General features: G+C 50.4%; 16 protein-coding genes and 1 riboswitch. Of the genes, 7 read left to right on the top strand and 9 right to left on the bottom strand.

Translation table 11 applies throughout. From position 1 onward, the window contains the following. Window positions 1–7: 7 nt before the first annotated feature. Window positions 8–340, bottom strand: a complete 333-nt coding sequence (locus ABZJ92_RS02175; RefSeq protein WP_000917687.1) for a DUF2645 family protein — start codon at window positions 338–340, stop codon at window positions 8–10. A gap of 318 nt (window positions 341–658) precedes the next feature. Between ABZJ92_RS02175 and mdaB the strand changes: the two genes are divergently transcribed. Together mdaB and ABZJ92_RS02165 are read left to right on the top strand one after the other, a co-directional pair. After that, entirely contained in the window at window positions 659–1240 is a 582-nt protein-coding gene (mdaB, locus tag ABZJ92_RS02170; RefSeq protein ID WP_000065436.1) for an NADPH:quinone oxidoreductase MdaB, read from the top strand. Window positions 1241–1270: 30 nt separating this feature from the next. Then, complete coding sequence (locus ABZJ92_RS02165; protein WP_000958598.1) at window positions 1271–1585, top strand: putative quinol monooxygenase; 315 nt, start codon at window positions 1271–1273, stop codon at window positions 1583–1585. Between the two features lie 47 nt (window positions 1586–1632). On the opposite strand, the gene parE is transcribed toward ABZJ92_RS02165, so the two are convergent. From parE to nudF, 5 genes are read right to left on the bottom strand one after another with little or no spacing between them, the layout of a single operon-like run. Further along, the gene (gene parE / locus ABZJ92_RS02160; RefSeq protein WP_000195299.1) at window positions 1633–3525 is read right to left on the bottom strand and encodes a DNA topoisomerase IV subunit B; all 1893 of its coding nucleotides are present in this window, start codon (window positions 3523–3525) and stop codon (window positions 1633–1635) included. Between the two features lie 28 nt (window positions 3526–3553). After that, entirely contained in the window at window positions 3554–4135 is a 582-nt protein-coding gene (gene yqiA / locus ABZJ92_RS02155) for an esterase YqiA (RefSeq protein ID WP_000105733.1), read from the bottom strand. Continuing rightward, window positions 4135–4962 (bottom strand): 3',5'-cyclic-AMP phosphodiesterase, encoded by an 828-nt coding sequence (gene cpdA / locus ABZJ92_RS02150; protein WP_000444728.1) that lies wholly within the window; start codon window positions 4960–4962, stop codon window positions 4135–4137. Before cpdA ends, yqiA begins: the two co-directional genes overlap by 1 nt. A 24-nt stretch (window positions 4963–4986) precedes the next feature. Further along, entirely contained in the window at window positions 4987–5409 is a 423-nt protein-coding gene (locus tag ABZJ92_RS02145; RefSeq protein WP_000833393.1) for a DUF1249 family protein, read from the bottom strand. Then, window positions 5410–6039, bottom strand: coding sequence for an ADP-ribose diphosphatase (gene nudF / locus ABZJ92_RS02140; RefSeq protein WP_000917117.1), 630 nt, complete (start codon window positions 6037–6039; stop codon window positions 5410–5412). Window positions 6040–6243: 204 nt separating this feature from the next. Between nudF and tolC the strand changes: the two genes are divergently transcribed. From tolC to ABZJ92_RS02125, 3 genes are all read left to right on the top strand, one after another. Further along, window positions 6244–7725, top strand: coding sequence for an outer membrane channel protein TolC (tolC, locus tag ABZJ92_RS02135; RefSeq protein WP_000735285.1), 1482 nt, complete (start codon window positions 6244–6246; stop codon window positions 7723–7725). Between the two features lie 147 nt (window positions 7726–7872). Next, entirely contained in the window at window positions 7873–8544 is a 672-nt protein-coding gene (locus tag ABZJ92_RS02130) for a DUF1190 family protein (RefSeq protein WP_000831543.1), read from the top strand. A gap of 5 nt (window positions 8545–8549) precedes the next feature. Beyond that, window positions 8550–9710, top strand: coding sequence for a glutathionylspermidine synthase family protein (locus ABZJ92_RS02125; protein ID WP_000442868.1), 1161 nt, complete (start codon window positions 8550–8552; stop codon window positions 9708–9710). Between the two features lie 37 nt (window positions 9711–9747). On the opposite strand, the gene ygiD is transcribed toward ABZJ92_RS02125, so the two are convergent. Next, entirely contained in the window at window positions 9748–10536 is a 789-nt protein-coding gene (ygiD, locus tag ABZJ92_RS02120; RefSeq protein ID WP_005051905.1) for a 4,5-DOPA-extradiol-dioxygenase, read from the bottom strand. 142 nt (window positions 10537–10678) lie between these two features. On the opposite strand from ygiD, the gene zupT reads away from it, so the two are divergent. After that, window positions 10679–11452, top strand: coding sequence for a zinc transporter ZupT (zupT, locus tag ABZJ92_RS02115; protein ID WP_005051906.1), 774 nt, complete (start codon window positions 10679–10681; stop codon window positions 11450–11452). 57 nt (window positions 11453–11509) lie between these two features. Here the strand turns inward: zupT and yqiD are convergent, their stop codons facing one another. Together yqiD and ribB are read right to left on the bottom strand one after the other, a co-directional pair. After that, complete coding sequence (gene yqiD, locus ABZJ92_RS02110; RefSeq protein ID WP_000469266.1) at window positions 11510–11680, bottom strand: protein YqiD; 171 nt, start codon at window positions 11678–11680, stop codon at window positions 11510–11512. Window positions 11681–11940: 260 nt separating this feature from the next. Further along, complete coding sequence (gene ribB, locus ABZJ92_RS02105; protein ID WP_001076997.1) at window positions 11941–12594, bottom strand: 3,4-dihydroxy-2-butanone-4-phosphate synthase; 654 nt, start codon at window positions 12592–12594, stop codon at window positions 11941–11943. 103 nt (window positions 12595–12697) lie between these two features. Then, window positions 12698–12846, bottom strand: a riboswitch (FMN riboswitch). Window positions 12847–12967: 121 nt separating this feature from the next. On the opposite strand from ribB, the gene ubiK reads away from it, so the two are divergent. Next, window positions 12968–13258, top strand: a complete 291-nt coding sequence (gene ubiK, locus ABZJ92_RS02100) for a ubiquinone biosynthesis accessory factor UbiK (protein WP_001295626.1) — start codon at window positions 12968–12970, stop codon at window positions 13256–13258. Window positions 13259–13586 lie beyond the last annotated feature (328 nt).

Raw genomic sequence — 13586 nt, 5'->3', positions numbered from 1 at the left:
GATTTTACTAATAGCAAAATATAAACCGTCCCCAAAAAAGCCACCAACCACAAACCAGACAAATAACGAGCGAGAATACATATAGCCAAAACTCGAACATTTCCCGCATAAAGAGTTTTCTTAAGATAAGAATAATAAGTGGCGTAAGAAGAAAAAATGCTGCAATCATTGCTTGCAATATACGATCTTCGCCTGAAACGGAAGGTATACTGCAAATATTGCCTCCCGACTCAAGCATCCAGTCATACTTATTGAAAGCAAAAAAAGAATCTATTAACCAATAAGTAAGCATTATATATGGCAATGCTTCAAATATTGTTTTAATTTTCTGCTTTAACATATATCAGTACGCTCATAAAAATCCATTTATAATTATCAACATGACACGTTGATATTTTCATCTTTTACTTATTCAAAGCCATATTTTCAATCCCCAAAAAAACCGAACCAAACGTGTAAATTATTCCGGTGCGAGTAAGAATTATGAGGAATGGCTATCAGTATTGTCATTTTCAGAAAATATTTATCCTGCATCGGTGAGTCAGAGCTAGATCAGACTTTTGCTAAATTCGCAAAAGACTTTGCACATTTTGCTAATTTCACAGTACCGCTCTGTGACGTACTATAGTCGACAAACGTCTCACCTTGAGATTAAAAAATGAGCAACATCCTGATTATCAACGGCGCGAAAAAATTCGCCCACTCCAATGGTCAACTGAACGACACCCTGACCGAAGTCGCGGATGGCACACTGCGCGACCTCGGGCATGATGTCCGCATCGTTCGCGCCGACAGCGACTACAATGTCAAAGCGGAAGTACAAAACTTTCTCTGGGCTGATGTGGTGATCTGGCAGATGCCAGGCTGGTGGATGGGCGCGCCGTGGACAGTGAAAAAATATATTGATGATGTATTCACCGAAGGTCACGGGACTCTGTATGCCAGCGATGGTCGTACCCGCAAAGATCCGTCGAAAAAATACGGTTCCGGCAGCCTGGTACAGGACAAAAAATATATGCTTTCTCTAACCTGGAACGCACCAATGGAAGCCTTCACCGAAAAAGATCAGTTCTTCCACGGCGTTGGCGTTGACGGTGTGTATCTGCCGTTCCATAAAGCAAACCAATTCCTCGGTATGGAACCGCTGCCGACATTTATCGCTAATGACGTGATAAAAATGCCTGATGTTCCCCGCTATACTGAAGAATATCGCAAGCATCTTGTGGAAATTTTTGGTTAACTAGAGCTCAGGCTTTAGAAGGAGTTAACCATGCTTACCGTAATCGCAGAAATCCGTACTCGTCCTGGTCAACATCACCGTCAGGCGGTATTGGATCAGTTTGCTAAAATCGTTCCAACCGTACTGAAAGAAGAAGGTTGCCACGGCTATGCGCCAATGGTGGATTGCGCTGCTGGCGTGAGTTTCCAGTCTATGGCACCGGATTCTATCGTGATGATTGAGCAGTGGGAAAGCATCGCGCACCTTGAAGCGCATCTGCAAACCCCGCACATGAAGGCGTACAGCGAAGCCGTAAAAGGCGACGTGCTGGAGATGAATATCCGTATTCTGCAGCCAGGGATTTAATCCTGCCTTGTTTGCCCGGCCATCCTGACCGGGCAATGTTCTTTCCTTTAAACCTCAATCTCCGCCATGTCGCCTTTCTCTTGCAACCAGTTGCGGCGATCTTCCGAGCGTTTCTTCGCCAGCAGCATATCCATCATCGCGTCAGTACGCTGATCGTCTTCATCATCGATAGTCAACTGCACCAGACGGCGAGTGTTCGGATCAAGCGTGGTTTCACGCAATTGCATCGGGTTCATTTCCCCCAGACCTTTAAAACGCTGGACGTTCGGCTTGCCTTTCTTGCGTTTTAATTGCTCAAGTACGCCCTCTTTCTCTTCTTCCGTCAGCGCGTAATAAACCTCTTTCCCGAGATCAATACGGTAGAGCGGTGGCAGTGCGACGTAAACGTGACCGTGTTTCACCAACGCGCGGAAGTGTTTTACGAACAAAGCGCAGAGCAGCGTGGCAATGTGCAGACCATCAGAGTCCGCATCCGCGAGGATACAGATTTTGCCATAACGAAGCTGGCTCAGATCGTCGCTGTCAGGATCGATACCGATCGCTACCGAAATATCATGCACTTCCTGCGAGGCCAGCACTTCGTCGGAAGAAACTTCCCAGGTGTTAAGGATCTTACCTTTCAGCGGCATGATCGCCTGATATTCACGATCGCGCGCCTGCTTGGCAGATCCGCCTGCGGAGTCACCTTCCACGAGGAACAGTTCGGTACGGTTAAGGCCCTGCGCGGTACAATCAGCCAGTTTGCCAGGCAGCGCCGGGCCGCTGGTCAGCTTTTTACGCACCACTTTTTTAGCCGCACGCATACGACGCTGGGCGCTGGAAATCGCCATCTCTGCCAGCAACTCCGCCGCCTGAACGTTCTGGTTCAGCCACAGGATGAAGGCATCTTTCACCACGCCCGAAACGAATGCCGCACACTGACGCGAAGAGAGACGCTCTTTGGTCTGCCCGGCAAACTGCGGATCCTGCATTTTAACCGACAGAACATAGGCGCAGCGATCCCAGATATCTTCCGCCGACAGCTTCACGCCGCGCGGCAGAATGTTGCGGTATTCACAGAACTCACGCATCGCGTCCAACAGGCCCTGACGCAGACCATTAACATGGGTACCGCCCTGCATCGTTGGGATAAGGTTGACGTAGCTTTCGGTCAGCAGTTCACCGCCTTCCGGCAGCCACAGTAGCGCCCAGTCCACAGCTTCAGTATCGCCAGCGAAATTACCGATAAACGGTTTTTCTGGCAGCGTCGGTAAACCGTTTACCGCTTCCGCCAGGTAATCATTCAGACCGTCCTGATAGCACCAGCGCTGTTCGGTGTTGTTGATCTCATCTTTAAAGGTAATCTCAACGCCGGGGCACAGTACTGCTTTGGCCTTCAGCACATGCGTCAGGCGTGAAACAGAAAAACGCGGGCTGTCAAAGAAGGTTTCATCCGGCCAGAAGTGCACGCTGGTACCGGTATTGCGTTTACCGCAAGTGCCGACAACCTGTAAATCCTGCACCTTTTCGCCATTTTCAAAGGCGATGTTATAAACCTGACCATCGCGGCGCACGTTAACTTCTACGCGCTTCGACAAGGCGTTAACTACCGAAATCCCCACGCCATGCAGGCCGCCAGAGAACTGGTAATTTTTGTTAGAGAATTTACCGCCTGCATGCAGACGGCAAAGAATCAGTTCAACCGCCGGTACTCCTTCTTCCGGGTGAATATCCACCGGCATCCCGCGCCCATCGTCAATCACTTCTAACGACTGGTCAGCATGTAAGATTACATCCACGCGTTTTGCGTGACCCGCCAGTGCTTCATCGACACTGTTATCAATAACTTCTTGCCCCAAATGGTTAGGGCGAGTGGTATCGGTATACATCCCCGGACGGCGGCGAACCGGCTCAAGCCCGGTGAGTACCTCAATGGCATCAGCGTTATAAGTTTGCGTCATGGTTTAAGTTAGCAATTCGAGTTGATCGTCAGAGATGGTGCAGACCAAGAAAATCGACGATCGGGTTGAAATAATCTTCGAAGCCCGTGAATGCGTGGTTGCCGCCTTCTATGACAGTCTGGCGGCAGGAAGCATAGTACGCCACCGCCTGGCGGTAATCCAGCACTTCATCTCCCGTCTGTTGCAGCAGCCAGATCAAATCCGGCGCTTCCAGCGGGTCAATCTGCATGACTTTGAGATCGTAAATATGGCGTGACTCTAGCACATATTGCTGCCCGGTGTAGGGGTTCTCGTTCTGACCGAGATAGTCCGTCAGCAATTCAAACGGGCGTACCGCCGGGTTTACCACCACTGCGGGCAGCATAAAACATTGCGACAACCAGGTGGCGTAATATCCCCCCAGTGACGAACCGACAATACCCAGCGAATCGCCGCCATGTTCCAGGACAATGGATTCCAGCAGTTCTGCCGCGTCGGAAGGATACGGCGGCAACTGCGGAATGATCATCTCAACGTCAGGGTGATGTTCCGCCAGCCAGTTTTTTAACAAGCTCGCTTTTGCAGAGCGCGGCGAGCTGTTGAAACCGTGTAAATAAAGAAGCGTAGACATCAGTAGCCTTCTGAAGCGGTATCAGGTTGGAAACGTGTGTCCGCCAGGCGATGCACCTCGGTGGTCAGCGTGCCATCAGCATGTAACTCGAGAGTACGCCAGCCGGGCGCGATAGTATCCAGCGTAAAGTTGGAACAGTGCGGCTTAAACTGCACACAGGTCGACGGCGTTGCCAGCAGGCGGCGACCGTTCCAGTCGAGATCCAGCTCCTGATGAATATGACCGCACAGCAAGTATTTGACGTGCGGAAACTTCGCCAGCACGGTATCCAGTTCGCCCGCGTTACGCAGACTGTGTTGATCGAGCCAACTACAACCCGCAGGTAGCGGATGATGATGCAGCAGCAGCAACGTATGGCGTTCTGGCGCATCGGCCAGTTTACGTTCCAGCCACTCAAGCTGAAACTCGCTCAGCTCACCGTGCGGCACGCCAAACACCTGGCTATCCAGCAACAGGATTTGCCATTGCTCACCAATAAACACCCGCTTCGCCGGGGAGATACCCGCATCCTGTAACGCGCTGTACATCGCGGGCTGGAAATCGTGGTTGCCCGGCAGCCAGACGCAGGGCGCACGAAAACTTGCGATGCCTTCAGCGAAATGCTGATAGGCCGCAGAGGATTGATCCTGCGCTAAATCACCTGTCGCGACAATCAGGTCGAATTCGTGCTGGTGTGGACGAATCGCCTCCAGCACCGCCTGGTAGCTTTCCCAGGTGTTTACCCCTAACAGGGCTTCGTGCTTTTGTGCAAACAGGTGAGTATCGGTAATTTGTAAAATCCTTCCTCTGGCCTCACCAGCCAGAGGAAGGGTTAACAGGCTTTCCAAATGGTGTCCTTAGGTTTCACGACGCTAGTAAACCGGAATCGCCATCGCTCCATGTGCTAAACAGTATCGCAACCAGTCCGCTAAAAACTGGTTAATTTGATGCTTTTCGTCGCGTTGATGCAACTTTTTATTAGGATAATCATACCGCGCTTTGAAGCGAAAAATCTGCTGGCTTGAACACACTTCAGCCACCATCGCGTCATGATACAGACGCACCGTCATTGACGGAAGGCTCCAGTAACTGATCGCGGGCGCAGTCTGTTCTATTGTCACCAGGGTAGTGTATCGGGTCGATTCCACAATCGTCAGCCGATATTGTGCGTTTGCCACCTGATAGCTTACAGTTTCGCCGGGTGCGTCATTGCGCGGTAACAAACGGCGCAATTGTGAAAAGTTCATCTCGCACAGGCGCATCATTTCAGGAAAGTCAGGTGTGTAACGCTTCATTTATGCCCACTCATTTTTTAACGCTTGATGATGCAGCTGCAGCCATTGCAAAGCGATAACCGACGCTGCGTTGTCGATTTTCCCCTCTTCTACCCACTGGTATGCCTGTTCCCGGCTTACCACATGAACGCGAATATCTTCGTTTTCATCAGCCAGACCATGAATACCGCTTGCGGTCGTGGCGTCCACTTCGCCCACCATAATTGACGAACGCTCACTGGTGCCCCCCGGGCTTGCCAGGAAACTTAACACCGGTTTGGTCCGTTTGACTATCAGTCCCGCCTCTTCAATCGCTTCGCGACGGGCAACATCTTCCACACTTTCACCCTCTTCAATCATCCCGGCAACCATCTCCAGTAGCCAGGGGGTTTCGCTGGTGTCGTACGCGGCAATCCGAATCTGCTCAATCAGCACAACTTCATCACGCACTGGGTCAAAGGGTAGCAAGACTGCGGCGTGACCGCGCTCAAAAATTTCCCGCCGTACCTCATGACTCATTTGCCCGTTGAATAGACGATGACGAAATCTATAAAGATCTAATGAAAAAAAGCCGCGATAAAGTGTTTCTCGTGCAATAATTTCTACATCGTTTTTGCCAAATGTAACGGGCAGGTTGTCTGGCTTAAGCATTGTTAATGTCCTAGCACTAATAGTGAATTAAATGTGAATTTCAGCGACGTTTGACTGCCGTTTGAGCAGTCATATGTTAAATTGAGGCACATTAACGCCCTATGGCACGTAACGCCAACCTTTTGCGGTAGCGGCTTCTGCTAGAATCCGCAATAATTTTACAGTTTGATCGCGCTAAATACTGCTTCACCACAAGGAATGCAAATGAAGAAATTGCTCCCCATTCTTATCGGCCTGAGCCTTTCTGGGTTCAGTTCGTTGAGCCAGGCCGAGAACCTGATGCAAGTTTATCAGCAAGCACGCCTTAGTAACCCGGAATTGCGTAAGTCTGCCGCCGATCGTGATGCTGCCTTTGAAAAAATTAATGAAGCGCGCAGTCCATTACTGCCACAGCTAGGTTTAGGTGCAGATTACACCTATAGCAACGGCTACCGCGACGCGAACGGCATCAACTCGAACGCGACCAGTGCGTCCCTGCAGTTAACTCAATCCATTTTTGATATGTCGAAATGGCGTGCGTTAACGCTGCAGGAAAAAGCAGCAGGGATTCAGGACGTCACATATCAGACCGATCAGCAAACCTTGATCCTCAACACCGCGACCGCTTATTTCAACGTGTTGAATGCTATTGACGTTCTTTCCTATACACAGGCACAAAAAGAAGCGATCTACCGTCAATTAGATCAAACCACCCAACGTTTTAACGTGGGCCTGGTAGCGATCACCGACGTGCAGAACGCCCGCGCGCAGTACGATACCGTGCTGGCGAACGAAGTGACCGCACGTAATAACCTTGATAACGCGGTAGAGCAGCTGCGCCAGATCACCGGTAACTACTATCCGGAACTGGCGGCGCTGAATGTCGAAAACTTTAAAACCGACAAACCACAGCCGGTTAACGCGCTGCTGAAAGAAGCCGAAAAACGCAACCTGTCGCTGTTACAGGCACGCTTGAGCCAGGACCTGGAGCGCGAGCAAATTCGCCAGGCGCAGGATGGTCACTTACCGACTCTGGATTTAACGGCTTCTACCGGGATTTCTGACACCTCTTATAGCGGTTCGAAAACCCGTGGTGCCGCTGGTACCCAGTATGACGATAGCAATATGGGCCAGAACAAAGTTGGCCTGAGCTTCTCGCTGCCGATTTATCAGGGCGGAATGGTTAACTCGCAGGTGAAACAGGCACAGTACAACTTTGTTGGTGCCAGTGAGCAACTGGAAAGCGCACATCGTAGCGTCGTGCAAACCGTACGTTCCTCCTTCAACAACATTAATGCTTCTATCAGTAGTATTAACGCCTACAAACAAGCCGTAGTTTCCGCGCAAAGCTCATTAGACGCGATGGAAGCGGGCTACTCGGTCGGTACGCGTACCATTGTTGATGTGTTGGATGCGACCACCACGCTGTACAACGCCAAGCAAGAGCTGGCGAATGCGCGTTATAACTACCTGATTAATCAGCTGAATATTAAGTCAGCCCTGGGTACGTTGAACGAGCAGGATTTGCTGGCACTGAACAATGCGCTGAGCAAACCGGTTTCCACTAATCCGGAAAACGTTGCCCCGCAAACGCCGGAACAGAATGCTATTGCTGATGGTTATGCGCCTGATAGCCCGGCACCCGTCGTTCAGCAAACATCCGCACGCACTACCACCAGTAACGGTCATAACCCTTTCCGTAACTGATGACGACGACGGGGCTTCGGCCCCGTCTGAACGTAAGGCAACGTAAAGATACGGGTTATCTGCCGCATTCTTCCCCCTTCTCGCTTCAATTTCGACCAGCCATCCTCTATTCTGATGGGTATTTACCACTGGTCCCGGAAGACAAAAATGAAACGGACAAAATCCATACGCCACGCATCGTTCCGCAAAAACTGGAGCGCACGCCATCTGACACCAGTCGCTCTCGCGGTTGCCACTGTTTTTATGCTGGCTGGCTGTGAAAAGAGTGATGAAACAGTGTCTCTCTATCAAAATGCTGACGACTGTTCAGCTGCAAACCCAGGCAAAAGCGCCGAATGTACCACCGCGTACAACAATGCGCTGAAAGAAGCCGAACGTACTGCGCCGAAATACGCCACCCGTGAAGACTGTGTTGCTGAATTTGGTGAAGGTCAGTGTCAGCAAGCACCAGCCCAGGCTGGCATGGCACCAGAAAACCAGGCGCAGGCTCAGCAATCCAGCGGGAGTTTCTGGATGCCGCTGATGGCCGGTTACATGATGGGGCGTCTGATGGGCGGCGGCGCGGGATTTGCACAGCAGCCGCTGTTCTCCTCGAAAAACCCGGCCAGTCCGGCTTACGGTAAATATACCGACGCGACGGGTAAAAACTATGGCGCAGCCCAGCCAGGCCGCACCATGACCGTACCGAAGACGGCAATGGCACCAAAACCGGCGACCACCACTACCGTTACCCGTGGCGGTTTTGGTGAATCTGTTGCCAAACAAAGCACTATGCAGCGTAGCGCAACCGGCACCTCTTCTCGTTCAATGGGTGGCTGATACCGATGGAAAGAGTCAGTATTACCGAGCGCCCGGACTGGCGTGAGAAAGCCCACGAATACGGTTTCAATTTTCACACCATGTACGGCGAGCCGTACTGGTGTGAAGATGCTTACTACAAGTTGACCCTCGCCCAGGTTGAAAAGCTGGAAGAAGTCACCGCCGAACTGCACCAGATGTGCCTGAAAGTGGTGGAAAAAGTGATCGCCAGCGATGAGCTGATGACCAAATTCCGCATACCAAAACACACCTGGAGTTTTGTGCGTCAATCATGGCTGACTCACCAGCCATCGCTTTATTCGCGTCTTGATCTGGCGTGGGATGGCACTGGCGAACCTAAACTTCTGGAAAATAACGCCGATACGCCAACGTCACTATACGAGGCGGCGTTCTTTCAGTGGATCTGGCTGGAAGATCAGCTTAACGCCGGTAACTTGCCGGAGGGCAGCGACCAGTTTAACAGTCTGCAAGAAAAACTGATCGATCGCTTCGTTGAGCTGCGTGAACAGTATGGCTTCCAGTTGCTGCATCTCACCTGCTGTCGCGACACGGTGGAAGATCGCGGAACCATTCAGTATTTGCAGGACTGCGCAACCGAAGCTGAAATCGCCACCGAGTTCCTCTACATCGACGAGATAGGTTTAGGCGAAAAAGGCCAGTTCACGGATTTACAGGATCAGGTGATTTCTAACCTGTTCAAGCTTTATCCGTGGGAATTTATGCTGCGCGAAATGTTCTCCACCAAGCTGGAAGATGCTGGCGTACGCTGGCTGGAACCGGCGTGGAAGAGCATTATCTCCAACAAGGCACTTCTACCGCTACTGTGGGAGATGTTCCCGAATCACCCGAACCTGCTGCCCGCTTATTTTGCGGAAGATGATCATCCGCAAATGGAAAAATATGTGGTTAAACCGATCTTCTCCCGTGAAGGCGCAAACGTGTCGATCATTGAGAACGGCAAAACCATTGAAGCAGCGGAAGGTCCGTATGGCGAAGAAGGGATGATTGTTCAGCAATTCCACCCGTTACCGAAATTCGGCGACAGCTATATGCTGATTGGTAGCTGGCTGGTGAACGATCAACCTGCCGGAATTGGCATTCGTGAAGACCGTGCGTTGATCACCCAGGATATGTCTCGGTTTTATCCACATATTTTTGTTGAATAAGCCACGATACCGGATGGCACTCGCCATCCGGTAATTGTTAGCCTATCTGCACCGACAGCATACTTAAACTGCCCATTTCTATACCATCGACCGGAATGGTAATTGGCTCCTGCCCATCCCACACACCTAACACATACAACAACGGCAGATAGTGCTCTGGCGTTGGGTTCGATAACGCGCCACCTTCATGGTCGAGATAATTCACCAGAGGATGCTGCTCTACCGGCCCTTGCCACGTCAGATTCGCTTTCACATACTCATTAAACGACGTCGCCCACGGATACGGTGAACTATCACCGTGCCACTTCACTGTGCGCAGGTTATGCACCACATTACCGCTGGCGACCAACATTATTCCTTCATCACGCAGCGCCGCGAGTTTGCGCCCCATTTCGAAATGCCAGGCGGCAGGTTTGCTACTGTCGATACTCAACTGCACCATAGGGATATCGGCGTCAGGATACATCTTAATCAGCACGCCCCACGAGCCGTGGTCAAAGCCCCAGGCTTCTTTATCCAGCGTCACCGGGATCGGCGCTAACAGCTCAACCAGACGCTGTGCCAGCGCAGGCGAACCCGGAGCAGGATAATGCGTATCGTACAGCGCCTGCGGGAAGCCACCAAAGTCATGAATCGTGGGCGGCGTCTCCATCGCGGTCACTCCTGTTCCACGGGTAAACCAGTGAGCCGAAACCACCACAATCGCTTGCGGGCGTGGCAATGTCATCCCCAACTTCTGCCAGCTGCGGGTATACAAATTATCTTCCAGCACGTTCATCGGACTACCGTGACCTAAAAACAATGCTGGCATACGTGTTGAAGACATGATGATATCCTTAACTAAAGGTGTCATTTTGATATCCTCACAATACGCTTGTTCGGCGGAGTAAGAACCCGGATAACAATGATGATGATCATCAGTTATTTTGACGATCTGCCTGAAGGTGAAGATTTATAAGGAGTTGTCGATGTCAGTACCTCTCATTCTGACCATACTGGCGGGGGCAGCCACGTTTATTGGCGCGTTTCTCGGCGTTCTCGGACAAAAACCCTCGAACCGCTTACTGGCGTTTTCGCTAGGTTTTGCGGCGGGGATCATGTTGCTCATCTCATTAATGGAAATGCTTCCTGCCGCACTAGCAGCTGAAGGAATGTCGCCGGTGTTGGGTTATGGAATGTTTATCTTCGGTCTGCTTGGCTACTTTGGCCTGGACCGCATGTTGCCGCATGCGCATCCGCAGGATTTAATGCAAAAATCGGTGCAGCTGTTGCCAAAATCGATCAAGCGCACAGCCATTCTGCTCACTCTCGGCATCAGTCTGCATAACTTCCCGGAAGGGATTGCCACCTTTGTCACGGCGAGCAGCAACCTGGAGCTGGGATTTGGCATCGCACTGGCCGTCGCGTTGCACAATATCCCTGAAGGTCTGGCAGTGGCAGGCCCGGTTTATGCGGCAACGGGGTCTAAACGCACCGCGATTCTGTGGGCGGGGATTTCTGGACTAGCAGAAATTCTTGGTGGTGTGCTGGCGTGGTTAATCCTCGGTAGCATGATTTCCCCGGTGGTCATGGCGGCAATCATGGCGGCGGTTGCAGGAATTATGGTGGCGCTCTCGGTTGATGAATTAATGCCGCTCGCCAAAGAGATTGACCCTAATAATAACCCCAGCTATGGCGTACTATGTGGAATGTCAGTGATGGGATTCAGTTTAGTGCTGCTACAAACGGCGGGAATTGGTTAAAAACAACATCAGAAGTTGTCCAGCACATGGACAACTTCTGCCAGCTTCACGAAAGCCTTATTCTACCTTTTCGGCTGTCTCTTCTCTCGTACTGTTTAAGTATTTGTTCCGCGCTTCAAGCAGTGCGTCTCTGTCCTGGCGAAACGCCCGACAATAACGTTTCAAATGCAGGAAATAACCCACCACAACCAGAGCAATCAATACAATCCAGTACCAGGCGATAAACATCCTTTTACCCTTAATATTTAACAATACTAAACATTTAGCGCATAAATTTCACATATCCTTTTTCGGATATATTCATATGGTCGCATAATAACGGAACAATTATATGATTTTGATCATAATGAAAAAGAATGCCTGATATTAATGAAATTTTCTCATAGAAAGAGAAGCGGAATTAACATCTTGCATAGCAGGGCAAAATAAAAACCGAAGCCAGCTACAACTTCGGTTTCTTGATTAAGGCAGTAATTAAGCAGCGGTTTTCAGCTGGCTTTACGCTCATGTGCCTGACGGTATGCCACCAGGTCTTCAATAGTCACGAGCGCCATATTGTGTTTATTGGCAAACTCAATGCACTCTGGTGCACGCGCCATCGTGCCATCGTCATTAGTCAGCTCACACAGCACACCAGCCGGTTTAAAGCCTGCCAGCGTCATCAAATCAATAGTCGCTTCAGTATGACCGCCACGCGTCAGTACACCACCTGCCTGCGCGCGAAGTGGGAAAACGTGGCCCGGGCGATTCAGATCAGAAGGTTTTGCGCCATCGGCAATCGCTGCGCGAACGGTCGTAATACGATCAGCGGCAGAAACACCGGTAGTCACACCTTCAGCCGCTTCAATGGTCACGGTAAAACCGGTGCCATAGGCGCTGGTGTTATTTTCTACCATCATTGGCAGATCAAGTTGTTTACGGCGATCTTCAGTGATGCACAGGCAAACAATACCGCTACCGTGGCGAATGGTCAGCGCCATCTGCTCAACGGTCATGGTTTCTGCCGGGAAGATCATATCGCCTTCGTTTTCACGGTCTTCATCATCAAGCACCATTACACCGCGTCCTTCACGCAGCGCAGCCAGTGCATTTTCAACACGTTCGAAAGGCGTACCAAAAGAGGAAAGTAGCGTCTGATTCATGGTAAAAAAACCTCACTAAAATTATGGTTACCAGAATCAGGGCAGTCTTAGGAGTGGCGGCATATAGCCAAAATAACGTGAGCGGGTCCATGCCCGACAGAATCGTTACTCTCTCCCATCCGGACTCTAACCGTCGGCCCCGGAATTACACCGGATCTGCTGTCCTTTGAGTTCGCACCCAAAGCGCTCGCGGGCTTTCAACTGAGTTGATTTACCGCCGGTGGGGAATTTCGCCCCGCCCTGAGAATAAGCGGATTCACTATAACGCTAATGATTAGCGGCAGCAACGCATAGCTTCACATAATTCTGGTTTATGACTTACCCTTATCGCACTACAATGGTACTCAACACCTATCAGTACAGGGAAACTACAATGATTGACCCGAAAAAAATTGAGCAAATCGCTCGCCAGGTTCACGAATCAATGCCTAAAGGAATCAGGGAGTTCGGGGAAGATGTGGAGAAAAAAATCCGCCAAACCCTACAAGCTCAGCTGACGCGCCTCGACCTTGTAAGCCGTGAAGAGTTCGACGTCCAAACGCAAGTCCTGTTACGGACTCGTGAGAAACTGGCGCTGCTTGAACAAAGAATCAGCGAACTGGAAAATCGCAGTACTGAGATCAAAAAGCAGCCAGATCCAGAGACTCTCCCCCCAACGCTGTAAACATTTGTCTTTAATGCACTGTAAATTATGAATTAATCCTCTAATTTACAGTGTTTTCTATTACATTATCGCTTAATCCCATTCAGAGTATCATCACAAAAATGAATGATTGCAATTGAAAATATAATTGTTATGTATTCTTTAAGTTTTACTTAATCGATATTTAGACTGGCCCCCTGAATCTCCAGACAACCAGTATCACTTATTTAAGTGATAGTCTTAATACTAGTTTTTAGACTAGTCATTGGAGAACAGATGATTGATGTCTTAGGGCCGGAGAAACGCAGACGGCGTACCACACAGGAAAAGATCGCAATTGTTCAGCAGA

The organism is Shigella sp. FJ200513 (assembly GCF_040495915.1).
In the GTDB taxonomy this organism is placed as follows: domain Bacteria; phylum Pseudomonadota; class Gammaproteobacteria; order Enterobacterales; family Enterobacteriaceae; genus ECMA0423.
Note: the sequence above shows the minus strand (reverse complement) of the source record. Positions and strands in the feature narration are given on the sequence as shown.